Origin of the sequence: Paraburkholderia sp. RL17-337-BIB-A (assembly GCF_046025895.1) — a bacterium.
GTDB lineage: Bacteria > Pseudomonadota > Gammaproteobacteria > Burkholderiales > Burkholderiaceae > Paraburkholderia > Paraburkholderia fungorum_C.
In genome coordinates, this window is record NZ_JARESY010000002.1 from 1,481,082 (window position 1) to 1,506,313 (window position 25,232).

Consider the following 25,232-nt stretch of genomic DNA (forward strand, 5'->3'; position numbering starts at 1 on the left):
TGCGAGATGGAGTTGGCGCGAGGCGCTTCGCATATCGCGAGCGTGCTGTACGAGCACAGTATTCACGCGGCGGTCAGGGAAACCCTTCTTCAGTTCGAGGCATGTCACGGCCGCGAGGACCTGAAGGGATTTGCGTATGCACTTCTCGGGAGACTGGAGCAGCGCTGCAAGCCGGAGGCAGTCAAGGTGCTTCACGACTTTATCGAGCATGGTTGCCAGCCAGAGCAGACACCCGGCGTGCTGCCCAAACCGGTGTCTGCCTGGAAGTCCATCGCCCCAAAGCAGCAATTTACCCGGTCACGGATGAGTCGGGCGGGTGCAATGACCGAAGTTGCCTGAACGCCACCGGACGGTGCGGCGGAAAGAAGGCTGGTCCGGCGCGCACAGCGGAAACGCGGGGTAGCTTCCAGGCAAAAGTACGTTGGTCCTTTAACCGTAGCAAGAACCAGAGATAGAACATGTCAAAGCGAATCGCTTACGTAACCGGTGGAATGGGTGGAATTGGAACAGCGATATGCCAGCGGCTTTACAAGGACGGCCTGACCGTCGTTGCCGGATGTGGACCCAACTCGCCGCGACGGGAACGATGGCTGGCCGAGCAGGCTGAGTTTGGGTTCTCCTTTATCGCCTCGGAGGGCAACGTCGGCGACTGGGAATCGACCGAAGCCGCTTTTGCGAAGGTAAAGAAGGAGGTCGGTGAGATTGACGTGCTGGTGAACAATGCCGGCATTACGCGGGACGGCGTGTTCCGGAAAATGTCGCTTGAGAGCTGGAACGATGTCATTGATACGAATCTGACGAGCCTGTTCAACGTGACCAAACAGGTCATCGAAGAGATGGTCAGCAAGGAGTGGGGCCGGATAATCAGTATCTCGTCGGTAAACGGACAGAAGGGACAGTTCGGCCAGACCAATTACTCGACTGCCAAGGCAGGCATTCACGGCTTTACGATGTCGCTTGCCCAGGAAGTGGCAACCAAGGGCATCACCGTGAATACGGTATCGCCCGGTTACATTGGGACCGATATGGTTCGGTCTGTACGCCCTGAGGTACTGGATGCAATCGTGCAGAGCATTCCGGTACGCCGGCTCGGAGAAGCGAACGAAATTGCCTCCATTGTCTCCTGGCTTGCCAGCGACGAAGCGGGCTTCGCCACCGGGGCAGACTTTTCGCTGAATGGTGGTTTGCACATGGGTTAGGTATCGAGCCGGACAGCGTAAGCGCGGCCATGCACTCTCGTGGCTCTGGCGCCCACAACGAGGCGCCAGAGTATCTGCATGATGGGTGAGAGCGAAGACGTTTCACGAAGGCGCAATCGAGGGCGGTCTCGACATGCAGCGGACATACGGTTACAGAGATTTCACCATTGAGGTCGAGGTGGAGTCCGTCGACGGAATTCCTCGAGCAAGAGGTCTTTCAGGGCCAGTCGGATACGTTGCCATTGTCCACATTTTCCAGGGCACAGGTCCTCCAACGATACAGCCGTTGCGCTTCGGTCGCGACAATGGCTGTCCGTTCGCTACCGAAGCCGAAACACTGATGCGCGGCTATGGCGCTGCCCAGCGCATTGTCGACGGCATGATAATCGCAGGCGCGTCGCTGCGGGCACGTTGAGCGCGCGTTCCGTTTGCCTGGACCTGTGTGACGCAGCGGCGTCGAAGTTCAGTGTGATTTCCTCGTTTATAGGATTTTCGACGCACGAGGGAGGTTGTATTTAAATTCTTGCCGAACGGTTTCCAGATTATACTTAGGTATTAATATGTAAACTGACGTATAGGCAACGCCATTTAATAATATCGTATTACATAAGAAGCATTCTTGGCAGCGCCGCGAACTTCCCGTAATAAAGGATATTGAATGAATGTGCTCGTCGTCGACGATAGTGAGGTCGTCGCGGACAGTCTGGCTTTCCTGCTGGACTGCATTGGTCACCGCGCCGTTATGGCGCCTGATGGGGAGACTGCGCTGGAGCTGCTCCATGCCGGCGCTTTCGACCTCGTTTTGCTGGACGAAGACCTCCCCGGCATCAAAGGCAGTGCCGTCGCGCTGTCGCTGCGGGACAGGGCGGTCTTCCCCCGGCCCTTTGTTGCCTCCATGACAGGTGACAGCTATAGCAACGAAGAGTTTGCCCGGCTCTTCGATGTTTGCCTGCAGAAGCCGTTCTCTATGGAAACGCTCATGCGGGTTCTCGAAGACGCGCGGCGCAGCTGCAGTGCGAGCTGTCTTCTGGCAGCCTAGCCTCCAGTCATATCCCCAGTCCACGAACAGGACGACGAATTCCTCGCCGCCGCATGGTAGCCGGCCAGCTATTTTTCGGGATATCGATATGATAAGGAATCCATATGACGTCTTTCTGTATTTTCAGGCGGAACTGTCCGGATAGCTTGCCCAACCTTCATTGCGCGCACGCACGTACCTCAGTCATCGAGCGATTCATGTACCGCTTCGGCCCCCTGTTTCCAGTAGCTCGCCGCGCGAATACGTGACTTGTCGACGCCCCGTTCCGCGCACAGGTGGTAGCGCACCGCGCGCATCGTCGCGGATTCGCCGGCGGCCCACACGTAGCCTTCGCCGTGTTCGGGCAAGTACATTTCGCGGACCGCTTGCAGCAAGGCCTCGCCGCGATAGCCCGACTCGCTGCGATGGCGCCAGATGATATGCAGTTCTGCCCGCGTCGCAAATTCGATCTGTGCCGACGGATCGGCCACTTCGATCACCGCCGCGACGCGCGTGCCGGCAGGCAACTCTTCGAGGCGGCGAGCAATGGCCGGCAGCGCGGTGTCGTCGCCGATCAACAGATGCCAGTCGAAGCCGGTTGGTATCACCAGCGAGCCGCGCGGGCCGCCAATGCCGAGATACTGGCCCACTTTGGCTTGCGCCGCCCACGTTGCAGCCGGGCCGGCCTCGTGCATGGCGAACTCGATGTCCAGTTCGCGCGCCTCGGCGTCGAAGCGGCGCGGCGTGAAATCGCGTGCGATCGGCCGCGGCTGGCCGGCGGGGAACACCGGGCCGTCAGGGCCGGCTTCCGGCAGCGCGGGTTTGTCGGCGCCAGGTTCGGGGAAGAACACTTTGATGTGGTCATCGAACGAAGCGGAGACGAAATCGCGCAGATCCTCGCCCGTCAAGGTGACGCGAATCAGATGCGGAGTTAGCGCGTGCACCGCTTTGACCTGCAACAGACGGAATTTCAGCGGGTGCCGCACGCGATGGACTGCCAGATCGGCTCGGTTGTCATGTGTCAGCATAAGGGTGCTGCTCCTGTTGGTTTGGTTGGCGTGAAGGTGTTGATCGGCAACTTCACGCGTGAGTGTTCGCGCGAATGTCAGGTAGCGCGAACTCAAGCAGCCGGTTCGCTGCCGCCTGCGTCGCTGCCGGGAGTGTCTTCGCCTTCGATCTCATTTGCCGCGCGCATCAGGATCGCGGCGATGCGGCGCTGTTCGGCAGCCGGTGCGTTGTCACGGCGCACAAGCGCATGCTTCAGTGCGCGGCGTGCTTCGTTCAGTTCGGGCAGCCAGCCGCCTTCGCTGATATCGGCCGGTTCTTCACCGGCAAACGCGCGGCGCACGGAATCCATCTTGCGGGCGATATGCGTCAGTTTGGCGAGCATCAATTCGACGCGATCGCGGTTGGTCGCCAGATACTCGCGGCCCGTTTCCGACAGTTCGTAACGCTTGCGGTTGCCTTCGAGTTGCACCGTCACATAGCCGAGTTCTTCCAGATACGTGAGCGCCGGATAGACCATGCCGGGGCTCGGACTGTAGAAACCGTTCGAGCGCGTTTCCAGTGCCTTGATCAACTCGTAACCGTGGCTCGGCTGTGCGTCGATCATCGAGAGCAGCAGCAGTTGCAGGTCGTCGGAGCTGAATTTGCGGCCGCGCGGAAAACCGTCGCCGTCGCCACCGAAGCCGCCCGGGCCACCGCCGAAACGCCCGCCGCGACCGCCGCCACGATGCTCGTGATGGCGGCCGATTGCGTGCCACAGTGCGTGAAATGAGACGCGGGCGTGGCTGTGGCGGCCGAAGCGATGGCCGTGGTCGAAGCCGCCGCGGTCGTCGCGTTCACTGCGGTGGTCGTCAGGGCGGCCGTGGCCGCGTTCGTCGTTGTGAAATTCTTGTTGGCTGCGGCGGCCACGCTCGTTGTCGTGGGCCTCTTGTCGGCCGCGGCGACCGCGCTCGTCGTCGTGGAACTCGTGTCGGCCGCCACGGCCAGACTCGTCGCCGTGGAACGCGTGCCGGCCGCCGCGGCCAGGCTCGTCGTCGTGGAACGCGTGCCGGCCGCTACGGCCACGCACATCGCCGTGAAGCTCGTGCCACTCGCCGCGCCCGCCACGGAGGCGGTCGAAGCCTTCGCCACGTGCCTCAGCGCGGCGCTCGCCATGGGGCTCGTATTGTCGGGCGAACGCATGCCAAAGCGCATGTAGGGACGAGCGGTTATGCCCAGTGAATAAACTGTCGTCCGCACCGCGCGAACGGGAAAAACGATGGTGATGACGCATCTTGGCACTCCCGTTTGTGTCTTAAGATGTGTCTTAAGATATATATCTAAAGATAGTTTGTCAAACTTCTTCTTTGCATCTATCGGCGCGCAACAAAGTCTGCGGCATTCAAGAAAACGGCGTTCAGAGGCAACAAAGTCCGCGGCAGTTGATAAATTAATTGTGGCGCAGCAATTTTTGTGCGCTCTGGAACCTCTTCATGGCATGACAACAACCTTCGTGCCAACTGTCCTCGGACATAACCTTTCCCGGCCCACGACGCAACCGCCTACGTCAAAAGCTGCCGAGCCTCGACCTGAACCGCGCGAGCGGGCGCGGCCAGTCCACCCAACGTCACCGCGACGTTTCCGCTCTCAACTTGATCAACGTAAGTCCGAGCGAAGCCGATCCTCGTGACGTTCGTCGGTGGTCCCGAGGCGTCGGATGCATGAGCGCGATCCTCGTTGGTATGAATTAACGATATCGGGAGTAAGCGTGACAAGGAGCATTTGCAGAAAGGCTTTCTTGGCTGCCGTCTTCTTCGATTTCTCTTGGCAAACGCAAGGCTAACAACCCCGTCATCGGGGCTCCGACACCTTACGAAATTCAATGTCAGCACTACGGGCTATCGGCATTCGGACCGCCGGCGGTTGTTTTAGCTGTACAGCTAAACTAGCGAAAACAGCTAAGGAAGGTCTGCACAACCCGTTTTCTGTGCATTGATTGTTTGCAGCGCATGCTGCTTCACACTGCAAACCTGCTGGCACCTTGATCACAGGGTTCTGATTCGGCTTTGTGATTCGCGTTTGGCTGAGCGCAGGGTGCCGACACCTTCCCCGTTTCATGCTTTGAGCAATTGCCTACGCGCCATCCACAGGTTACCCAGCGCGAACAGCGTCGTGATCTGGGCAGTGTTTTTCGCCAGGCCCCGGTATCGGGTCTTTGTATAACCAAACTGCTGCTTCAGCACGCGGAATGGATGCTCGACCTTGGCCCGGATTCCGGCTTTAAGACGCTCAATCCGATCGAATATCGCGTCCAGACGGTCTTTCAGATTCAGTTGTTTTCGCCTGGATGGCCTCATCGCGACATGCCAGCGCGCCGAGCCCTCCTCGCATCGCTTGTGAATACCCTGATAGCCGGCATCTGCGTACACATCCGTTTCTTCGCCGTGCAGCAGCGACTGGGCCTGATTGATGTCGGCCGTGTTGGCCGCTGTGCCGATAACCGTGTGAACCAGCCCCGATTCCGCGTCCACGCCGATGTCGGGTAGCGGTAGCGCATTGCTGCGCCACCGCCCCCTAAGAACCGGACGTGCGAGTCGCCCCGCATCCGGCTCAAGCCACTCGGCAGCCCCATCGGATGGGACCGGGCAATCAACCAGCGGTCGCGGTTCGACGACGGGCAAAGTAAGACGACCACGCAGGGTCAAAGGGATTTGCCTGACCACGTATCTTCACGTGCCGAACAATTGGAATCATCGTAGCTCGAAACAGTCGGATGACCCCGCGATCTTTGGTTCGCGCGGTAAACGCCCAAGTACGATGTCCCTCTACGTGGAAGTATTTTTGCTTCACCCAACCCGTGCCTTTCGTGGGATGCCGACGCATAGCCCATTTCCATAAGAGCTGCCAGATGTGAGCGTCTACCGACGTAAAATGAGACTTGGAAACCACATGACGGTGATACATGGCCCAACCCCGAATCACAGGGTTGAGTTGTAGAATCAGATTCGTCTGTGTAGCGCTCCTGTGCTGCCTCACGATCTCCCTAACCTTTTCCAGAAGTGCCTTCACACTCTTGCTGGCTGGTTTGATAAGCAGCTTATCCGCGTACTTGCGGACATTCTGCCCGAGGAAATCGAACCCATCGGCAATGTGAGTAACGCTGGTTTTCTCATCTGAGAGTTCCAGCCCCCGAACAGCCAGGAATTGCCTGACCGCAGGGAGTACGTTCTGCTCCAGAATTTCTTTCGAGACTCCGGTCACAACGAAGTCGTCCGCATACCTGTTGACGTTGACTTTGAACCTTCTGCGTGCGCGTTGCGTCGGCCCCACGCTGGCATCTACTGCTGCTTCGAGTCCGTCCAACGTCATGTTTGCGATGACGGGCGAGATGATGCCCCCTTGCGGAGTTCCCGCATCGGTCGCAAACAAGGTTCCTTTATCGATAAATCCGGCCTTAAGCCATCGCCGCAGGATAACCTTATCCATCGGTATATGTTTGAGGATCCAGTCATGGCTAAAATTATCGAAACAGCCACGGATGTCTCCCTCTAAAACCCACTCTGGTGACTTGCGCTTAGCCAGCGTGGTGAAACAACATTCAATGGCGTCGGCAGTCGAACGTTTGGGGCGAAACCCGTACGAGTTTGGATCCGCCAGGCTTTCCGCAATGGGCTCTAACGCGAGCTTCCATAGCGCCTGCATTGATCTGCATAGCATGCGGGGAATTCCTAGCGGACGCTTCTTGCCGTTGCTCTTGGGGATGTAGATACGTCGAAGCGGCAACGCTCGGTAACTGCGGTGTTGCATCGCCTCCACCCCTTTCCATTTGGCCGCCGGAGTTGGCCAAGTCTTGCCGTCAACGCCCGGCGTTCTCTTGCCGCGATTCTCTGTCACTCGTTTCACGGCTAGCATTTTGCCGCTATGCGAGCGGGTCAGCAGACGCTGCAGGGCACTTACTTTGCCCCATCTGCCTTCCTTGGTTGCCTGGGCGATACGCGCCTGGAGTCGTTTCACCTCATCTGTGATGCGAGGCCAATCAGCCTGAAGCCACATCTCAGCGGGGCGCGAGGACGCACCAGCATCGATCGCCTCTGCTTGTGCAGCGCCACCGATTGCCGTCATCTGCCTTCCCTCGTATAACGATTAATCAAGTTCTCTCGCCATGAATGACCACGCGGAAGTCTGCCCGCTTTCGCGTCCGACCATGCAGCAGTCGGTATCCTCCCCATTACAGGAAGGCGTTCGCTTTTTCCGCAATCCCTTACCCGCAGTGCCAACAGCGTTCCTTGCGGTTCGCCTGCCGTTGCCGGCAGCACTACGGGCTTATCCTGTTCCGCATGAATTTCAGAGCGGGACGGACCCCTCCTATCCGCCGGCGGCGCAATGTCCATGCTGACCCAGCACACAGAGGCCAGACCTTGCCGCGCGCCATTTTGGCTCAAGCCTGTCAGCACATTTGGCTTGTCAATGATGACGACGTTTAATAGAGGTTCACGTATGTTGGTCGTTACCGCTCGTTCCTAGTCCCTCACCGCACTTGTGCTGGCAGATTCCGCTTTCCCTCACGGGTCCACGTACCGATACAGATCGGTGGTTACATTGTCCCCGGAGCTTCACACCGAGCCGTTACCGGCTCCGCATGTCTGGGTAGGAAACGGCTGATGGAACAGCCGGTTCGATCACAACGGATCACGTTGAGTCGAACAGAAATTCAAGCGACTTGCAGGTCGCACATGCGTTTTCATCCCGAAGTACCAGCTACGGCCTTTCTGTGTCTGGTGCATTTCCGGGTCTCGCTCACCCGAGGCATTCTTCGTCGATGTGGGCGCCGATATCAGGGTAGCGTCGACGACTGATCCCGCTTTGAGCATCAATCCCTTGCTGATCAGAATCTCATTGACCAGCGCAAACATCTGTACCGCCAGATCATGTGCTTCGAGCAGGTGACGAAACCTCAGGATCGTGCTCTCGTCGGGCAAACGCGTCATGCCGCCGTCCAGCCCTGCAAAGTCGCGGTACAGCGGCACGTCATAGAGTGCCTCTTCCATCGCCGGGTCTGACAAGCCAAACCAAATGGTATGGATGCCTCCGCCCTGGCGGCAGCCCACTAACGAAGGTCGTCGCAAGCGCACGACGCTTCCCAGCTAAAAGCGGAAGATGAATGGTTCATCGTGGACAACTGGAGAATTGTGATGATTTCCAGCAAAACTGTTGTCGGTGTTGACATCGCGAAGCGTGTCTTTCAATTGCACTGGGTCGAGCCCGCGACCGGAGAGGTCGTGAGCCGGCAGCTTAAGCGCGATAAATTTCTGGAATACTTCACCAATCGATCCCCGTGTCTGATCGGTATGGAAGCTTGCGGAGGTTCACACCACTGGGCGAGGCAACTTACAGCTCTCGGTCACGAAGTCAGATTGATGCCCGCCTGCTGGGTTAAACCGTTTTGCGGCAGCAACAAGAGTGACGTCCAGGACGCCAGAGCGATCTGGACGGCAGTACAGCAGCCTGGTGCCAGGACCGTCGCGGTAAAAAGTGAAGCTCAGCAAGCAGTGTTGGCACTCCACCGCATGCGCCAGCAACTGGTCAAGTTCCGTACCGCCCAGATAAATGCGCTTCGAGGCTTGCTTACTGAATACGGCGAAGTCATGCCGCTCGGCAGAGCTGCTCTGGCAACGGGTCTGGTTGCCGCCTTCGAGCGGATCGCTGGCCGACTTCCGGCTGTGCTAATGGACACTTTACGCGAGCAGTGGGCACGCATCGGAGCGCTTGATGACCAGGTCAACGAGATTGAACGGCGACTTCAGATATGGCATCGAAATGACCCAGCAAGCCGCCGCATCGCCGAGATACCCGGCGTCGGGTTGCTCACGGCGACTGCGGCTATCGCATCGATAGGTGATCCCAGGGCGTTCAAATCCGGCCGTGAACTGGCGGCATGGCTGGGTCTTGTGCCCCGGCAAAGTGGAACGGGCGGCCGGCTACGACTGCTAGGCATCAGCAAGCACGGCGACACTTATTTGCGAACGTTGCTGATCCACGGCGCGCGATCGGTACTCACGCATAGCAAGGAGCCGCCGGTCTGGGCAGTGAAACTGGCGCAACGTCGACCACAGAATGTCGCGGTTGTTGCGCTGGCCAACAAGATGGCCCGTACGATCTGGGCATTGCTAGCCCATGACCGAAGGTATCAACGGGATTTTGTCGGTAAGCCCGCAGTCGCCTAGATAAACCGGGATTAAGTACGTATCTCTATCAACGGTTGCGCAAGGTACGACAACGAATGATGGCAAACAGGTCAGACCGTGACACGCCAAGCCTGCATGCAGCAGAGGACTTCGAGTCCATGAACCAAATGAGGCGCGGGTCAGCGGATTCCATCAGGGCCAAGAGGTATAGGCCTCGACAACAGGCCGGATATAAAACCGCAACCTGATTCTGTTTGACAGCATCATTGCCGGCTCTTGGCAAACAGGAGGCATCCATATAACTGCTGCATGAAATGGATCTGCAGCATCGTGGCAATCGGAAAGGGCGGGCGTCCCGTCTTACCCTTCGGGTAGTGCGGCTCGATCAGTGCAATCAGCTTCGACCACGGCACCACGCGCCTCATTTCTTCGAGAAATTCGCGCTTGCGCGTGCGTTTCGTCGACAGATCCAGACCAAGTCCCAGTTGCGTCATCAACACTCCCCCTGATTAACCATCCTTCTTCCAGGATAGTCCACACACACGTCAACGCCAGGACTTTTGCAGACCTTCCCTAAAACAAGCGGGCGTTTAAAAGAGGCGACCGGTCCCTGGCGGGCGAAAGTCAGAAGGCGCCGAATCTCCGGGTTATTTTTGGCTCGTTCGACGTTTGCAAGCCGCGCGCGGCGGCAGCATCTCTGCGCTCTCAGTGAAAAAGTCGTGACGCGTTTCGTCAGCGGCGCTTGGCCAGCGGAAGCTTGACGCTCATTTCCTCGCCGTTGTCGCTTCCTCCTGGCTCACCTGCTTTGCAATGGTCGCGAAGTTCAGCATCACCTTTGAACGCTCCGCCGCCCGGTAAGCGAGCGCGATACTGGCGTTACGTGCATTGCCACCGATCGGCCGATAGGTCACCCCCTCAGCGTGAAACTGTCTGATTCGCCGATGCTCAAGGCAATCGAGCGTCAACCGAAGTTCGTCTTCGAAGATGTGAGCGGCACTCTGATTGGTTTTCGCTGCCCTGAGTATCTGCAGGGTGTGAATGTCGCCGGCTTTCACGTGCATTTCATCACGGAGGACCGCTGCGGTGGCGGCCATGTACTCGCCTATACATTGCTCGACGGGAAGATCGAGGTCGCCAAGGTTTCAAACCTCCGCATTGACCTCCCGCAGACCGAAGATTTCGCGAACGCGACGCTGCACTCGGACGAACTTGAGCATGCTATTCGAGAGGCGGAGGGCTGATGGTAAGAACGCAGCACACGGTAACAGCCCTATCAGTTTTCTCTATAAATGTTTTGTTTCAGAACAGTTGTCGTCATGAGTGACAGCAACGTTGAATTGCAGTGGAAGTGCGGTGCAGATCTGGTGGTTCGCAATCTTGGAGCCCCTCTGGTCGCGACCGGTGGCGCTGTCAAATTGGAAGACCGTCTGAAGCAGGTCCCCCAGACAATGGATACGGTGAGCCTCTATAAACCGATCCCCAAGTACCGTGCCGAAGTGGTGGCGTCGTCGTCGAATTCCGAGGTCGCGGCAAACGCGTTCGGGCAGCCGAGCGAGGGCGCCCAGGCGCTTCGTTCGTTAGCCTGCCAATGGACCTGATCAACGCACCCCAAAGGGCGATGTGCTTGGCAAAGCAGACCTGCCAGTGAAGGGCGCCGCTGCGCAGGAATTCATCAAGGAAGCCGCCAAGGTGATTCGGAACGCCCGCAATCCCGTAGTACTGCTTGGCCTGCTGGCGAGTCATCCCGAAAACGTCGAGGCGATTCGCAATCTCGCAAAACAGACGAATCTGACTGTTGGCGGCACCTATCAAGCGGCAGGCGCGTTGGACGCCGCACAGCTGAATCGTTGCGCGGGGCGGGTGGGTCTGTGGAACAACCGGCCCGGCGACGAACTCCTGCAGAAAGCGCGGGGTCGCGGACACTGGACAATCGATCGACCAGACTCAACTGGCATAGAGAGGTGCGTCCCGATCGAGCAGCGACGTCCGGATAAAATGCAGATGACCAAGAATTCGCTGCACGCAATCGCGTTTTTCCAGGCAGTCGTGCAGCGAATCGCATACGGACTGTGCCATCTGGATTGCCACGTCGACGGACAACAGCGCTCGCTCGAGCGCGCCGGTGTCTGGCTGTTCAAAGAGGTCAGCCAGGTTCTTCCTGACTGCACCGATCGACTTGTGCCAACCCGGCCGCAATCGCTCTGCATAGCCCGTGTTAATCGCGTCGTTGCGGAGATCGATCACCAATTGCCCCACTTCGAGGGTGACGAGCATCCAACGCAAAGCCTCGCGATGCTGCGGGGATTGTTTGGTTAGCAACGCTCTGAGCTGAAACATCAGGTCATGCGTGCTCGAATGGAACTGCTGATTGAGTCCCGCGAGTGCTCCCTGGCCGGCGAGCACCATTTGGCGCCGTAAATCGCGCTTCATTTTCTCAATCCGCCAGGGCATCTGCGGCGGAAAGATCACTGCGCACGCGACGCAAGACACCACCATTGCAGCAATCAATGCAATGCCATTATTGATGAGAACATCGGGGCCATAGACAGTCGGGTTGTCCGGCCCCGCAAGCAGGCCAAAGAAGATGCAAAAGCCAACCCCGTATCCGGTCGTGTCCGGCCGCGTCGCGAGCATCACGCCGCACGCCATCACGGGCGCCAATACGGCGCATAGCAACGGGAAACCGTCGATATTCGGATACGCGTAACATGTAACCAGATATCCCACAACGACCGAAAGTACCGTGCCCCCCGTAATTTGAGAAGCGAATTTCGACGGGTTAGCCGAGGTCGAACAGAGAGCGCAGGTTATCGCCGCCCCGATTACGGCAAGGCCCCCACTCGGCCAGTCGGTTGCGATCCAGAACGCTGCCGTCGCTGCGACGGTCACGACTGTACGCAAAAACGTGAATCCAACGACGTAGGGGCTAGTCCTGACAGTGTATTTCGTTACTGATCGCTCAAGAACGTGGTTTTGGTCAGCCAACGACGCATACGTATGCGTATAGTGAAGAAAGCCGTTGACGAAGCGATGCAGCAGTTCCATCGTCGTATCAAAGTCGAGCAACAGTTCCGGCGCACTTACCTCGAACGAGCGCCGCGCCTCAAGAAAGCGTCGCGGCAAGCCCGCCTGAAGCTGCCTGAGATGAAGCGCTGTATTCGCCACATGCTCCTCGTTTGTGTCCGTCAGGTTGTGCTGCCCGGTGAGCAAGACCGAAAGTTCATGGAAATATGGCGTTGCTACGGCAATCACCGGCCCCGCCTGTGCAGCATGCAAACGCTTCAGCCACTGGTGAAGCATGTGCAGTCGCGTACACACGTCCATGAATTCGCTATTCAGTCGCGCAAGGCGTCTGCCCCGGACACGTATGTTCGGGTCGTCGAATGAAGCAAATCCACGGGCAGCTTCAAATCCCACAATCTCGTCGACGAGATCCGCGAAGTGCGCTTCGAACGCGGCGTGCTCAACCCGCTCTCCGAGCACGCTCGCCGCAAACGCACAGAAACGCATATGCAGGCTTCGCACACTGTGCTGCAGCGCCGTACCCGATTTCAGCGGCAGCACCAAAGCGCTAACCGCGCTAGAACAAAGGATGCCGACCATCACCTCAGCGACGCGGGTCAGTGCGGCCATGAACAGGTTGTTTGGCTCCATCACGTTCGGGATGCCGATCAGTGCGGCGGTGTACCCCGCGAGCACGAAGCTATACCAGCGAAAGTGGCGATAGCGGACCGCGGCCGCCGTGCACGCACCGATCCACAACGTCATCCCAAGCATGTAAAGCTCAGGCTGTTGAGCAAGTACTCCGCCTAGCACCAACGCCGCGATCATCCCGGCCGCGGTTCCAACGACCCGATAAAAGCTCTTCGCCAGAACCATGCCACTCATAGGCTGCATAAGGACGAACACTGTAACCATCGCCGTACGCGGGCTGGGTAGTTCCATTCGCATCGCGATGCCTAACGCGAGTAACGCGGCGGATACCGTCTTCAACACGTGCAGCCAGACAAGACCGTCACCCGCCGCCCATTCCCTGACAACGTTCTTCGTCACGCGCGTCCAGACACACCACCGGCAAATCGGATCTGAGGTATTTCTTGCTGCTTTATCGTTCGTCACAAACACAGACTCATCCCGTCAACCAAAAGTGAAGTCGCTGTTCACGACCGGTAAACATGTACTTTCGTCGGACCTGCACGACAGAATTGTCGATTGCCTACGCTATGGCGACGGTCAATCCGTAACTTTAGATCGGCGACTTCCCGACTAACGTGCACTATGGAATATCTGGCGAAAGCATCAAGCTTCGCCCCGGCTCGCCAGACAATGACGTTCAGCACCACGCTTCAACTCAATTTAGCCGCAAAGTCAGAGCACTTGCGTCCCGCCCAGGCGCGGGTACGCGATCGGCCTGTACAACTTCGGCCGGAGTCATGGGCAGATCAAATTCCGACACGTCTTCCTGTCCGATCTGAGCCACTATGGCTTCGTCACGCGCGATAAGTTGAGGCACGTGAGTACGCAGAAATTTGACCCAGGTCGTGATCTTCGCATCAGTGAATCTGCGCGACGCGTAGATCGCATAGAGGTTCATTATGTGCAGTTTGTGGTTCGGCAATACACGAACAAGGGTTCCGTCTTGCAGACCTGCGACCGCCGCATAGATTGGCAACATCCCGATGCCCATACCCGCGCGAATCGCCACAGCCAGCGATTCGGCGATGTTCACCTGTATGGGACCGTTCACTTCGACCATCTCCTTTCCCTCGGGTCCCACCAGCAACCACTTATGCGTCGGAAACGCAGGTGTTTGCAGCATCAGACAATCGTGCTGCGTAAGATCGGATGGCTTGCACGGAAATCCGCGAATACGCAGGTACTCAGGTGATGCACATAGGATATTGAATGTCGTTCCCAACTGATGAGACACGAGATCGGAGTCGGGCAGTGAAGACGCGCTAATAACCGCGACGTCATTACTGCTTTCAAACAGGTCAGGCTTCGTTTGGGATAAGTTCAGCTCTACCTTCACTTCTGGATACTGCTCACGATATTTTGAAATTGCCGGCAGTATGTAATGCTGCCCCACACTGGCGAAGCTGAGCATCTTCAAGGTCCCCGCAGGGCGCTCATGCGCGGCACTCGCTTCTTCTTCGGCAAGCGCGACATCCGCGAGAATTCGCCGACAGCGAGCCAGATAGCGTTCGCCCGCGGTCGTAAGCGAGTGTCGTCGCGTCGTGCGATTCATCAAGCGGGTCCGCAAATGAGCTTCCAGCTCGGATACCGCACGGGACATCACACCGGTGGTCGAATCAAGCGATTCAGCCGCAGCGGTGAAACTGCCAGTGTCTACCACGCGCGCGAACGCCAGCATATTCTGTAAAGTATTCATAGCTCTCAAACATCAGTAAGCGAACTCAAATTTTCGACAAACGTCCAGCAATTCGGTGCCGCTCACTTGGGACTGCGGCTTCGGGTAACCCATATCTGTGCTGCCTTCGCGTCCTATGCACCCGAAATCGATTTGTGGACACTACACAAAACGCCTTAATGCGGAACCCGAAGCCACGCCAGAGATAGCAATTCCATTGCCGGCCTCCGTGAAAGTCTGTGTTGCAAATGAGCTTCGCACTTTACGACTACTGGCAGATTGCAAGCCGGCGGCGCTACGTTACAACTGCAATGCGCGCCGAGCGTCGACTCGAAGCTCGGCGGAACGTCGTGATTCAGCAGGAAGATCACAGGCTTGAAATGCCGGCACAAAATCGTCGACCGCTCCTGTACCGTCAACTGGCACGTACTGATCAGACCGAGGTTCGTGCTGCTTGCAACCTCGCCCAGTACTTGCCGAAGCGCCGGAGGGAGGATAATGCGGTGGTGGGGTGATACGCACACTGATGCTGGTCTTGGCGGCCGCGACTTCCTGCGGATGGTGTTGCGCTTGTTCGAGGCCGTCGTCGACGACGGCCTGACGGCGAATGAGGCGAGCAGGCTAGTCCGCGCCGCGCTCGACGGCCTCTGGAGTGCGAATTTCCCCGAAGAGACGTCGCGCCTTTCGGATGTCGATCCGAATGGCTTAGGCAGCATGATTGCGCGACGCAATGCTGATTTGCGGAGGCAAGAAATATGTTGCGGTCTAGTCCTCTACGGTCGTCTGCGCGGTTCGCTTTTTCTAACTATGCAGTTGCAGTTCTGTCGGTTGCTGCGGCGCTCATCGCCGCGCTGCTACTAGCAACTCACATGCAAGTTGGTCCGTTCGTGTCGCTGTCTCTTTGCGCGATCATGTTTAGTGCCTGGTTCGGTGGCCTCGGCCCGGGATTGCTCGCTACCGCACTGTGTGTTGCGGGTTACACTTATTATGTATTCGAGGTTGCGCCTACGGACTTCCTGCGCATTATCCTGCTTGCGGTGACAGCTCTGTTTGTGGTGTGGCTGAGCGTCGCGCGAAGAGGCGCTGAAGGCGCGTTGCGGCGGAGTGAGGCCTATCTGGCTCAAGCTCAACAGCTAAGTCAGACGGGGAGTTTTGGCTGGAAGGTAGCCAGCGGCGACATTGTCTGGTCGAAAGAAACGTATCGGATATTTGGAGCGGACGAAACGGTCAACCCTACGATCGACTTCGTCCTCCAACGTGTTCACCCGGATGACCAGGAACTTGTACAGCACGAAATAGATCGTGCGGCGCAAGGCGGACAAGACTACGACTACGAACACCGTCTCCTGATGCCGGATGGCGCGATCAAACACCTGCACGTCCGAGCCCAGCGCGTGAAATACAAGTCAGGCGGGGAGGAAATCGTTGGTGCACTGATGGACGTCACGGCAACACGAAAATCGCAAGAGGCATTGCACATGGCACAGGCAGAACTCGCCCACGTCGAGCGTGTAACAGCCCTCGGGCAAATGAGTGCTTCGATTGCGCATGAAGTGAATCAGCCTTTGGCTGCCATCGCCACCAGCGCCGCAGCCAGCTTGCGCTGGCTGACCCGCGACGTTCCGGACGTAGAGGAGGCGCGCGCCTGCGTGAATCACATTGCCAAAGAAGCCAATCGTGCGAGCGAAGTCATCCGGAGCGTTCGCGATCTTGCCAGGAGGGCAGATCCGAAGGTGATCCCACTCGACATCAACGAGGTCATCGGAGAGGCAGTCGCTCTCGTAAAGCAGGAGGCGCTCAGCCATCGAGTGACTGTGCAAGTGCAGCTTGCGCCGGAATTGCCCCTGGTGCGTGGCGACCGGATCCAGCTGCAGCAAGTGATCACCAACCTTGCCATCAACGGTGTCCAGGCCATGGCGACAGTCACCAATCGCGCGCGTGTGCTAACCATCCGAACCGAACAGCGCGAATCCGACCAGGTGCTTGTGGCCGTACAGGATGTCGGCATCGGCACGGAGCCTGACGGTCTGGAGCAGCTTTTCAGCGCGTTTTATACGACAAAGCCCGATGGTATGGGTATGGGACTCTGCATCTGCCGTTCGATCATCGAGGCTCACGGAGGGCACATGTGGGCGTTCCACAATACCGGCTCGGGAATGACATTTCAATTTACGGTTTCCGTGTATCGGTAACGTTGCCGTGTCTGAAGGCGCCTTGTACGCCAGTCGCGTGGGGCAGAGACCGGGCAAGGAACGGTTCGCCGCAATCGATTTGCGATCGGACACTCTCCCTGGACGTGTGTGCGTGGCCGATGCGCAGGCAGCTATATCGGCGACGTTCTTGCAAGCTGCATCCGTCACGGCCCCTAACGATACCGCCGTCCGTACTTGCCAACCAATCGCTGCGGCGCCGAACACGAGTGGCTGTCGACTGAAATCAACCAGTCGTCGGCCATGACGCGCTCACTCACCATCGCCCACAGGAGGCTTGGCTGGCCGCGGGAACCAGTGCAGCGACCTATTTGGCAAAGCACACGATTGGCTGCTGGTCGGTAGTGCCGCGCGGCAAGCGGATGACGCGTTTCAAGTGAAATGAAGGCATACACGAACGTTTCAATTGGAATCAATCGATAGCCTGTATGAAATGATGAAGTAACGGGCGGCCGATTAAATCTCCATCAGTCCCGGCGCGCAGCGCGGCGCCGGGAAATTCCCGAGTATCCATGGAGATATACATCATGAAAACGCTTCTATGTATTACGTTTGCGGCCTGTGGGCTCGCTGCCCCTATTGCCGCCTTCGCCGTGCCGCCATCGGCCCCGCTGACCCGCGCGCAGGTGCAAGCGGAACTCATGCAGCTTGAAAAGGCCGGTTACACTCCCTCCGCCGGCGATGAGGCAGACTACCCGGCCAACATCCAGGCGGCAGAGGCAAAGGTCGCTGCCGAGCATGCACAACGGCTGGCCGTCACGCGGAGCGATTCCTCACTGGCAGCCTTAGCAGGCCGTTGAAATATGCGTCGTTGATTCATCCGGATGCATTACGACGGGCGCTGAGTTCTCACTTTTAAGCTGGGGACAACACCTTTGCGGGCATTCGAGCCGCTCGCCATTTGACCATATCGGTGTTATCCATCGATTCGTGCCGCTCAACCGGCAAGTGTGCGCATACGACGTTTTGCGCTACATGCGGCGTGACGCGATCCGCTCGACAACTGGCCACGAAGCCGGCGGTGTCGTAGTTCTTGTCCGCGCCGACGATAATGCCTCTCGGGGCTACATTTGCAGCCTTCGGCACAAAGTCGTGCAGCTCCAACACCGTGAACATTGACTCGGTAAAACCATCTGGCCCACGCATCCGTTCCATCTCGCTCTCATTGATGACATCACTTCAACGTTTAGGCCACGGATGACCGCTCCACGCGGTATTACAGCGGCCCGTTAGAGCACCGAGGTTGACCTGCGCAAGCGAGTGTCGCGGCAAAGACCAGGCTCGCAATGATGAGGCGCTCTTCACCGCTTCCTGATCAGAACCGGTGACGCACGCCGACCCGGAACGCCAGCTGACTATTCGCCCCCGGACCTGAAGGCCCGAAGAAGCTCGTGCTGGAGCCAATCTGCGCCTGCACATCCTGCGTCCCGTCACGGCCCGCGGCGATCTGGTAGATGCCCAGAGCGTACGCGTCAGTGCGCTTGCTCAGCGCATAGTCGACACTCAGGTCGGCCTGGTTCCAGTGCCCCGTGTTCGCGTTGCCCAGGTGCATGTATGTATAGCCGACGCCTGCTGTCAGCGCCGGCGTGAACGTGTACCTCGCGCCCGCTTCGTACGCAGTGAATGTCGTTGCCGCACCCGTTAGCGTTTCCAAACGCGTATTCGTATAGAGAGCCCAAAATGCAGCCGCGCCGATCGCGTAACGGCTGCCGATGCCGAATGTGCGCAGATCGCGCACATTGCCTGCCGACACGTTTGCGATGGTCGTTGAGAACGCGGGGACCGCCTGGCTCGGGTAACGGATATCCGTGTAAGCCGCGCCGATGCCGAACGGGCCGTTGGCATAATTCACGCCGAAGCTGTATGCACGCGACGATCCTGCGACCGGTGCCGCGGCCGTACCCGCGGCCGGTGCGCCGGCGAATGCGCCGGCCTGATTCGAGAACCCGTACATCGCGCCGAACGTGAAGCCCGAGAAATTCACGCTGCTGAACTTCACTGCGTTGTTAATGCGGCTCGACACCAGCTGGTCCACGTCGTTGATGTGGTAGGCGTAATTGCCTGCGACAGTCTGGCTGCCGGTCGAGTAACTGCCGCCGAGGTATTCGGACGAGAACGAATACTGCCGTCCGAAAGTCAGTGCGCCGATGGTGTCTTTCGAAAGACCGACATATGCCTGTCGCCCGAACAGGGCGCCGCCTTGGCCGAGCGTACCGTTACCGCTGTTAAAACCGTTTTCGAGAACAAAAAGGGCTTTCAGGCCGCCGCCGAGATCTTCGTTGCCGCGCAGGCCCCAACGGCTGCCCGATGCGACGCCATCGTCGTACTTGATGAGGCTCTCATGGCCCGTGCCGGAGCGTGCATTGCTTACGTAGCTGATACCGGTGTCGATCAATCCGTAAAGCGTCACACTACCTTGTGCATGGGCGGTCAGCGTGAAGCTCCCAAGGACTGCCGTTGCGAAGATGGTCTTTTTCATTTGTTTCCTTCTTTTTATGTTGGCGGTACGGCGCAAGTCCACAAGCGCCGCTGGGTACGCCTGGAGAGTTGGCAGGTTCAATTACTCGGTGTAGCCCCGGTCTCTTAAACGACAACTGGCTCGCCGCGTTCTTGAGACAGGCACGCTTGCCTCAGTGCATCTCAAGTTCAGCTACTGTTGCGGGTCCAACCGGCAAAGCGGTCGGCCGGTGGGCGTAGTAAATACCCTTCAAGCCTATGGCAACCGCAGCCAACACTGCGGGAACCGCCAATCCGAAGAAGATGGTGCGGAAGTCCCAGCCCAGCGTCATCAACACACCACCCATCGATGCACCCAGAATCCCGCCAAACCGACCGATGCCGAGCATCCAGCTCACACCGGTCGCACGGTACTGTGTCTGGTAAAACTGGGCAGCCAGAATGACCATTGACGTCTGGGCGCCCATCGCGAAGCCCGCGGCGAACACGAGGACGCGGAGCAACGCCACTTCGCCTGGATGGATACCGATTGCCACTACGCAAAGAGCGGCCGCCGCGTACGAGACGCCCATGACAAGGTGGTTATTGATGCGGTCCATCAGCCAGCCCATGAGAACCGTTCCGAAAGTGCTACCGAACATGAACATCCCAGTTACAACTGCAGCCTGCGCCATCGGCACGCCCGCTTCCTTCATGAGAGTCGGCAACCACCCCGTCAGCAGGTAGACGACCACCAGGCCCATGAAGTACGTTATCCATAGCAAGAGCGTGCCTGTCGTGTTGTCGTGACGGAAGAGTGCCTTGATTGACGACTCGGACTGGGCGCCGATGTCCTCCGGTACGGTGAACGCGATGTTCGTGAAGTCGGTCTTCGCGCAAATACGACGAAGTATCTTCGCTACGCGGTCAGCGGGCGCCCCCTTGCAAACCAGGAAGCGAACGGATTCAGGAAGGATGATGGCGAGAAACACGACGAGGATGATTGGCAGTACACCTCCGACCACGAGCAGGCTCCGCCATCCGTATGCCGGAATAATGTGGGAAGCGACGAAACCGGACGAAGCGGAGCCCAAAGTGAAGCCGCAGAACATCAACGTCGACAGCAGTGCGCGTCTTCCGCGAGGCGCGTACTCACTCATTAAGGTGACCGTGTTCGGCATCGCCGCACCGAGTCCAAGACCCGTCAAAAAGCGAAAGCCGGTCAGCGACCACAGTGACCAGCAGGCCGCGCTGGAAAGACTGGCCAACCCGAAAATCAGCGCCGATGCGACGATTACCTTCTTGCGGCCATACTTATCGGCAAGTGGACCAGCGGTCAAAGCGCCAATCGCCAGACCAAACAGCGCTGCGCTCATGACCGGTGCGAGCGCAGCTTTCGTCACGCTCCATTCAGATACGAGCGACGGTGCAATGAAGCCCATTGCGGCTGTATCCAGGCCGTCGACGGCGACGACGAAGAAGCACAGAACTAAAATTGCCCACTGAAAGGCGGAAAAGCGGTGGTCGTCCAGAAACTGCTGGACATCAATTGTTCGCGGGTTCATAAGCCGTCTCCAAGTTTGCCAAGGGCTATGCGTCATAAAGCTTCAGGATTACCGTCTGACGTTCTGGCCTCATGGTTGCGATTCGCCTTTGCAACGTCGTTATCGTTATCCGGCCGTAAGCCGTGAAGACAAGTTAGCGGTGAAGCGAAGAGCGCACGAAATACGAGTTGCAGATGCCCTGTATAGGAAAATCCTATATTCGCGTTGACGCTGTTTCGCCGAGCGTGCGACGGAGCGGCGTAGGGGAAAGTCCTGATGGGACCGGCGGTCGAACGATCGCGCGGTCGCGCGCTTTTTGTCGTTGAACCTCAGAATATCTGGACGGGCAACGGCGCCATACGAGGGATATCTGGGGAGGGGCGAGATGAGGCGAAAGGTGCGATCGTCGATCGCTCCAGATATTCGACACCGCCGGCGGCGGCGAGGGTTAGTGCCAAATGATTGGCGATGGTTCTGGCCATAACGCATTCCTCATTCAGGATTGGGACCGGCCCGGGGTGCGGTCAATGCCTATCAGGCGACGGCTAGCACGCGGCGCGCTTCGCGGGCGATCGCCTCGTCCACCATGCGGCCATCGACGGTGCCGGCCCCCCGTTCGGCGGCTTCAACGACGCGCTTCGCCCACGTGATGCGTTCGGCCGAAGGGGTGAACATTATGTTGATCGACTCGATGTGCGACGGATGAATCGCGGCCTTGGCCTCGAACCCGTTGGCCGCAGCAAACGTCAGATCGGCCTGTAACCGGTCAGCGTCGTGAAGCGCGAAACAAGGCGCATCGATCGCGAACACGCCCGCCTGCGCACAGGCCGCGGCGATGCCGCAGCGTGCAAGCTGGAGCGCAAGCGCCTCGGGTTGTGCCTTGACGTCTGACGCATAGTCGGCCGCGCCAAACATCAGTGCGGCGACGCGGGAGCAGGATAGTGCAATCGACGCGATGACCGAAAGGCCGCGCGCCGATTCGATCATCGGCACAAGCCAGGTGGTTTTGCCGGCGGCCGTCAATAGTGTGTCGATCTGCAAGACCTGCTCGGGCGATTCGATCTTCGGCAATAAAACGAACTGTGGCGCGTGCTTCGCATCGAGCAGCATGACGAGGTCGTCGATACCGAAGCGGGTCAGCGGCGAATTGATACGAACAGCCAAGGGTAGCTGCGCCGCATTGTCGGCTGTATCGAGCAAGGTTCGAACGTTGCCACGTGCTGCCGCTTTTTCGTCCGGCTGCACGGCGTCTTCAAGATCTACGATGAGGACATCCACATGGCTTTTAGCGGCATTCGCGAAGCGATCGGGACGTGTCGCCGGAGTGAACATCCAGCTCCGTGTACGGATCGCAAGCTGACTGTTTGTGGCAGTGGACATGATCCAGGGCTCCTCGTGAGGATGGTTTTGATGCACCCAATGTAAGAGATCGACGAAGCCCTGCGGAAATACAGGTCAGGTCTAAGTGGTATAGGATCAACCTATCGGCACGCCGATTTTCCCCCGAACCTTCCAGCAGGAACTGCGTAGCCTATGGACGTCAGGCAACTCAAATACTTCATCGCTATCGTCGATGCCGGCAGCTTGTCGAAAGCCTCGCAAAAGCTTTATGTGGCACAGCCGTCACTTAGTCAGCAGATAGCCGGGCTCGAGGCCGAGCTGAAGACGAAGCTGCTGCTGCGAAGCGCTCAGGGCGTCAAGCCGACGACGGCGGGCAGCACCCTGTACCGGCACGCGAGACTTGTATTGCGGCAGATTGGCCAGATCCGCGAGGACGTCCGTGAGGACAGCGGCAGCGAGGCGGGCGCGGTCGCGGTGGGGTTACCTACCACGGTGGCGTCCATCCTCGCGCTGCCGCTGTTCGAGCGGATCCGCCAGCGCTTTCCCGGCATCCGCCTGCAGCTTTTCGAAGGCATGAGCGGATACATCAGTGAAATGCTGCCGAACGGACGACTCGATCTCGCGCTGTTGTTTCGCGACTCTGAAACGCGCGGCATGTCGGTGATTCCCGTCTTCGATGAGGAGCTTTACGTGCTCGGCGACGCGGGGCTTTCGCTGCCCGAGGATCAAACCGTGTGTCCGCTGCACCTGCTGTCGAACGTGCCGCTAGTGGCGCCGAGTACCAGCAATGGGCTGCGGCTCATTATCGAGCGCACTTTTCAGCGCGAAGACGTCGAGTTGAATCTGGTTGCGGACATCGATTCACTGCCTACGCTCATCGCGATTGCCGGCACGGGCGAGGCCTGCACGATTTTGCCGGCCTCCGCGCTGGCGCGGCACGAACTGTTGACGCGGCCTGCGATGCGCCGGATTGTCGACCCCGTGATGTCGAGGCCGGCAAGCGTCTGCTGGTCGCATGCGCTTCCGATTAGTGCAGCCGCGCTTGCGGTGCGAAAGTCGATTGTGGAACTGATCGGCGAACTGCATGCGCAGGGCCTGTGGACTGGAATTACCTTGCGGCCGCCGCCCGATGCGGCGACGCTGGCCGACACGGGTGGCTCGCCGGGTGCGCAAGGTTTTGACTGAACCAAAGGTTTTACCTATAGGACCTTTCGCGATTTCGTATTTCCTCTAGTGCAGAGGCACTCCCTACACTGGCTCCCAACGTGCAATCACTTGGGAGAACCAGCATGGCGAGCATTTCAGCGCGAACGATTCCTGACTATGTCGACGGCTATGGCAAGGTCCAGCGTTTTTCCGGCGTCAGTCGCGAGCCGCAGGAGGTTGTCTTCGCCTCGGTGCGGTCAATCTCGGAACAGACCGGGGCGAGCAAGCTTCTGTCCGACATCGGCGCCGCGCTCGACGCATGCGGGGTGCGCGACGGCGCGACGCTGTCCTTTCATCACCACATGCGTAACGGCGATCATCTGCTGAATCTGGTGCTCGCCGAAGCGGCCAAAAGGGGGTTGCGCGATCTAACGATCGCACCCAGTTCAATCTTTCCGGTCCATGCACCTTTGGTGGAGCACATGCGCACGGGCGTGGTGACCGGCATATATACAGCCTATGTTGCCGGACCCGTCGCCGAGGCGATCAGCGCAGGCTTGCTGCGCAACCCTGCAGTCCTGCAAACCCACGGCGGCCGTGCACGAGCGATCGAGTCCGGCGAGCTGCCCATCGATGTCGCCTTTATCGCGGCGCCGACTGCCGATGACTACGGCAACCTGAACGGCGTCGACGGTCCGTCCGCTTGCGGCACACTGGGTTATGCGCAGGTCGATGCGCGCTCGGCGCGCCGGGTGGTCGCCGTGACCGACAACCTCGTGCCGTATCCCGCCTGTCCGGGCGAAATCACTCAGGACCTTGTCGACTTCGTCGTAGCCGTGCCGGAAATCGGCGACGCTTCGCAGATCGTGTCGGGCAGCACCCGCGTGACCGAGGATCCGGTGGGTCTGCAGATCGCTCAGAGCGCCGCTGCGGTTATCGATGCGTCGGGTCTGCTCGTGGACGGGTTCTCTTTTCAGACCGGCGCAGGCGGGATTTCGCTCGCGGTTGCGAAATATGTGGGGCAACTGATGCGCGACAAGCATGTTCAAGGCAGCTTCGCTGCCGGCGGCATTACCGGGCAGATCGTCGACATGCTGGAGGCCGGACTGTTCCGCACGCTCTTCGACGTACAGTGCTTCGACCTTCGTGCGGTGCGCTCGTACCGCGACAATCCGGCTCATCAGGGGATGTCTGCGTCGCTGTACGCGAATCCGTGGAATCGGGGCGCGGTAGCGAACCGGCTGGACACGATGATTCTGGGTGCAGCCGAAGTCGACCTGGATTTCAATGTCAATGTCACCACCCGCTCCAACGGCGTTCTAATGGGCGGCTCGGGTGGTCACGCTGATACCGCGTGCGGCGCGAGGCTCGCGATCGTGACGACGCGTCTGAAGGCCGGCAAGTATCCGAAGATCGTCGACAGCGTGACGACGGTGACCACCCCCGGGTCCACCATCGATGTGGTCGTCACCGAAGCAGGTGTGGCGGTGAACCCGCTTCGCGAAGAGCTTGCCGCGCGGCTCGTCGCTGCCGGTGTAAATGTCGTGCCGCTTGCACGTCTTCACGATCTGTCTCAAACCGATGCATCGCCCACGCTGCGCGCCGACGCTACCGTTGACCAGGGGAAGAAGATCGTCGCGCTTCAGCAGTATCGCGACGGCACGGTGATCGATGTGCTGAGGCAAGCCGGTTCGCTCAACTAGCGCACAGAGCCGGTAATCGCCGGCTTCGCCACGTCCCTCAAAGGAGCATCCAGATCATCAGCAGAGCCTTGTACTTGTCGCTGGAGTTCATACCG

General features: G+C 58.8%; 21 protein-coding genes and 5 pseudogenes. 13 read left to right on the top strand and 13 right to left on the bottom strand.

The window, feature by feature from the left end:
* Nucleotides 1-6: 6 nt before the first annotated feature.
* From P0D84_RS27535 to P0D84_RS27545, 3 genes are all read left to right on the top strand, one after another.
* Nucleotides 7-339, top strand: a complete 333-nt coding sequence (locus tag P0D84_RS27535; protein ID WP_408341800.1) for a hypothetical protein — start codon at nucleotides 7-9, stop codon at nucleotides 337-339.
* A 119-nt stretch (nucleotides 340-458) separates the two neighbouring features.
* A complete protein-coding gene (locus P0D84_RS27540; RefSeq protein WP_408341802.1) occupies nucleotides 459-1,199 on the top strand; it encodes a 3-ketoacyl-ACP reductase in 741 nt (246 codons plus the stop codon).
* 658 nt (nucleotides 1,200-1,857) lie between these two features.
* On the top strand, nucleotides 1,858-2,238 hold the full coding sequence (locus tag P0D84_RS27545; RefSeq protein ID WP_408341804.1) for a response regulator: 381 nt from the start codon (nucleotides 1,858-1,860) through the stop codon (nucleotides 2,236-2,238).
* Nucleotides 2,239-2,417: 179 nt separating this feature from the next.
* Here P0D84_RS27545 and P0D84_RS27550 read toward each other — a convergent pair whose 3' ends face one another.
* Both P0D84_RS27550 and P0D84_RS27555 read right to left on the bottom strand, forming a co-directional pair.
* The gene (locus tag P0D84_RS27550) at nucleotides 2,418-3,245 is read right to left on the bottom strand and encodes a siderophore-interacting protein (protein WP_408341806.1); all 828 of its coding nucleotides are present in this window, start codon (nucleotides 3,243-3,245) and stop codon (nucleotides 2,418-2,420) included.
* A gap of 92 nt (nucleotides 3,246-3,337) precedes the next feature.
* Nucleotides 3,338-4,069 (bottom strand): annotated as a pseudogene (locus tag P0D84_RS27555) (PadR family transcriptional regulator); the annotation flags it as partial.
* Here P0D84_RS27555 and P0D84_RS27560 point away from each other — a divergent pair.
* The gene (locus tag P0D84_RS27560) at nucleotides 4,004-4,420 is read left to right on the top strand and encodes a hypothetical protein (RefSeq protein ID WP_408346362.1); all 417 of its coding nucleotides are present in this window, start codon (nucleotides 4,004-4,006) and stop codon (nucleotides 4,418-4,420) included. The pseudogene P0D84_RS27555 and the gene P0D84_RS27560 sit on opposite strands and share 66 nt — an antisense overlap.
* 895 nt (nucleotides 4,421-5,315) lie before the next feature.
* Here the strand turns inward: P0D84_RS27560 and P0D84_RS27565 are convergent.
* The 3 genes and pseudogenes from P0D84_RS27565 to P0D84_RS27575 all read right to left on the bottom strand — a co-directional run.
* Nucleotides 5,316-5,738, bottom strand: a pseudogene (locus P0D84_RS27565) (transposase); the annotation flags it as partial.
* 112 nt (nucleotides 5,739-5,850) lie between these two features.
* A complete protein-coding gene (gene ltrA, locus P0D84_RS27570; protein ID WP_408341808.1) occupies nucleotides 5,851-7,323 on the bottom strand; it encodes a group II intron reverse transcriptase/maturase in 1,473 nt (490 codons plus the stop codon).
* A 608-nt stretch (nucleotides 7,324-7,931) separates the two neighbouring features.
* Nucleotides 7,932-8,273: pseudogene (locus P0D84_RS27575) on the bottom strand (transposase); the annotation flags it as partial.
* A gap of 120 nt (nucleotides 8,274-8,393) precedes the next feature.
* On the opposite strand from P0D84_RS27575, the gene P0D84_RS27580 reads away from it, so the two are divergent.
* Nucleotides 8,394-9,425 carry an IS110 family RNA-guided transposase gene (locus P0D84_RS27580; RefSeq protein ID WP_408346042.1) on the top strand — a complete coding sequence of 344 codons (1,032 nt, stop codon included), beginning with the start codon at nucleotides 8,394-8,396 and terminating at the stop codon, nucleotides 9,423-9,425.
* A gap of 254 nt (nucleotides 9,426-9,679) precedes the next feature.
* Here P0D84_RS27580 and P0D84_RS27585 read toward each other — a convergent pair.
* Nucleotides 9,680-9,880, bottom strand: a pseudogene (locus P0D84_RS27585) (transposase); the annotation flags it as partial.
* A 447-nt stretch (nucleotides 9,881-10,327) separates the two neighbouring features.
* On the opposite strand from P0D84_RS27585, the gene P0D84_RS27590 reads away from it, so the two are divergent.
* From P0D84_RS27590 to P0D84_RS27600, 3 genes and pseudogenes are all read left to right on the top strand, one after another.
* A complete protein-coding gene (locus P0D84_RS27590; RefSeq protein ID WP_408341810.1) occupies nucleotides 10,328-10,627 on the top strand; it encodes an acetolactate decarboxylase in 300 nt (99 codons plus the stop codon).
* Between the two features lie 75 nt (nucleotides 10,628-10,702).
* Nucleotides 10,703-10,984 (top strand): hypothetical protein, encoded by a 282-nt coding sequence (locus P0D84_RS27595; protein WP_408341811.1) that lies wholly within the window; start codon nucleotides 10,703-10,705, stop codon nucleotides 10,982-10,984.
* Between the two features lie 46 nt (nucleotides 10,985-11,030).
* Nucleotides 11,031-11,282 (top strand): annotated as a pseudogene (locus P0D84_RS27600) (acetolactate synthase AlsS); the annotation flags it as partial.
* Between the two features lie 48 nt (nucleotides 11,283-11,330).
* Here the strand turns inward: P0D84_RS27600 and P0D84_RS27605 are convergent.
* Nucleotides 11,331-13,505, bottom strand: a complete 2,175-nt coding sequence (locus P0D84_RS27605; protein WP_408341813.1) for an FUSC family protein — start codon at nucleotides 13,503-13,505, stop codon at nucleotides 11,331-11,333.
* Nucleotides 13,506-13,737: 232 nt separating this feature from the next.
* The gene (locus P0D84_RS27610; RefSeq protein WP_408341815.1) at nucleotides 13,738-14,778 is read right to left on the bottom strand and encodes a LysR family transcriptional regulator; all 1,041 of its coding nucleotides are present in this window, start codon (nucleotides 14,776-14,778) and stop codon (nucleotides 13,738-13,740) included.
* 227 nt (nucleotides 14,779-15,005) lie between these two features.
* On the opposite strand from P0D84_RS27610, the gene P0D84_RS27615 reads away from it, so the two are divergent.
* The 3 genes from P0D84_RS27615 (at nucleotide 15,006) to P0D84_RS27625 (ending at nucleotide 17,767) form a co-directional block, all read left to right on the top strand.
* Nucleotides 15,006-15,272 carry a hypothetical protein gene (locus P0D84_RS27615; RefSeq protein WP_408341817.1) on the top strand — a complete coding sequence of 89 codons (267 nt, stop codon included), beginning with the start codon at nucleotides 15,006-15,008 and terminating at the stop codon, nucleotides 15,270-15,272.
* A gap of 240 nt (nucleotides 15,273-15,512) precedes the next feature.
* Nucleotides 15,513-16,949 carry an ATP-binding protein gene (locus P0D84_RS27620; RefSeq protein ID WP_494478246.1) on the top strand — a complete coding sequence of 479 codons (1,437 nt, stop codon included), beginning with the start codon at nucleotides 15,513-15,515 and terminating at the stop codon, nucleotides 16,947-16,949.
* Between the two features lie 545 nt (nucleotides 16,950-17,494).
* Nucleotides 17,495-17,767, top strand: coding sequence for a DUF4148 domain-containing protein (locus P0D84_RS27625; protein WP_408341821.1), 273 nt, complete (start codon nucleotides 17,495-17,497; stop codon nucleotides 17,765-17,767).
* Nucleotides 17,768-17,822: 55 nt separating this feature from the next.
* Here P0D84_RS27625 and P0D84_RS27630 read toward each other — a convergent pair whose 3' ends face one another.
* The 5 genes from P0D84_RS27630 to P0D84_RS27650 form a co-directional block, all read right to left on the bottom strand.
* Nucleotides 17,823-18,122 (bottom strand): hypothetical protein, encoded by a 300-nt coding sequence (locus tag P0D84_RS27630; protein ID WP_408346365.1) that lies wholly within the window; start codon nucleotides 18,120-18,122, stop codon nucleotides 17,823-17,825.
* A gap of 160 nt (nucleotides 18,123-18,282) precedes the next feature.
* Complete coding sequence (locus tag P0D84_RS27635; protein ID WP_408341823.1) at nucleotides 18,283-19,446, bottom strand: porin; 1,164 nt, start codon at nucleotides 19,444-19,446, stop codon at nucleotides 18,283-18,285.
* Nucleotides 19,447-19,597: 151 nt separating this feature from the next.
* On the bottom strand, nucleotides 19,598-20,968 hold the full coding sequence (locus P0D84_RS27640) for an MFS transporter (protein ID WP_408341825.1): 1,371 nt from the start codon (nucleotides 20,966-20,968) through the stop codon (nucleotides 19,598-19,600).
* Between the two features lie 308 nt (nucleotides 20,969-21,276).
* The gene (locus P0D84_RS27645; RefSeq protein WP_408341827.1) at nucleotides 21,277-21,429 is read right to left on the bottom strand and encodes a hypothetical protein; all 153 of its coding nucleotides are present in this window, start codon (nucleotides 21,427-21,429) and stop codon (nucleotides 21,277-21,279) included.
* Between the two features lie 52 nt (nucleotides 21,430-21,481).
* Nucleotides 21,482-22,327, bottom strand: coding sequence for an aldolase/citrate lyase family protein (locus P0D84_RS27650; protein WP_408341829.1), 846 nt, complete (start codon nucleotides 22,325-22,327; stop codon nucleotides 21,482-21,484).
* Nucleotides 22,328-22,480: 153 nt separating this feature from the next.
* On the opposite strand from P0D84_RS27650, the gene P0D84_RS27655 reads away from it, so the two are divergent.
* Both P0D84_RS27655 and citF read left to right on the top strand, forming a co-directional pair.
* On the top strand, nucleotides 22,481-23,473 hold the full coding sequence (locus tag P0D84_RS27655) for a LysR substrate-binding domain-containing protein (protein WP_408341831.1): 993 nt from the start codon (nucleotides 22,481-22,483) through the stop codon (nucleotides 23,471-23,473).
* Nucleotides 23,474-23,577: 104 nt separating this feature from the next.
* Complete coding sequence (gene citF / locus P0D84_RS27660; RefSeq protein WP_408341833.1) at nucleotides 23,578-25,137, top strand: citrate lyase subunit alpha; 1,560 nt, start codon at nucleotides 23,578-23,580, stop codon at nucleotides 25,135-25,137.
* Nucleotides 25,138-25,232 lie beyond the last annotated feature (95 nt).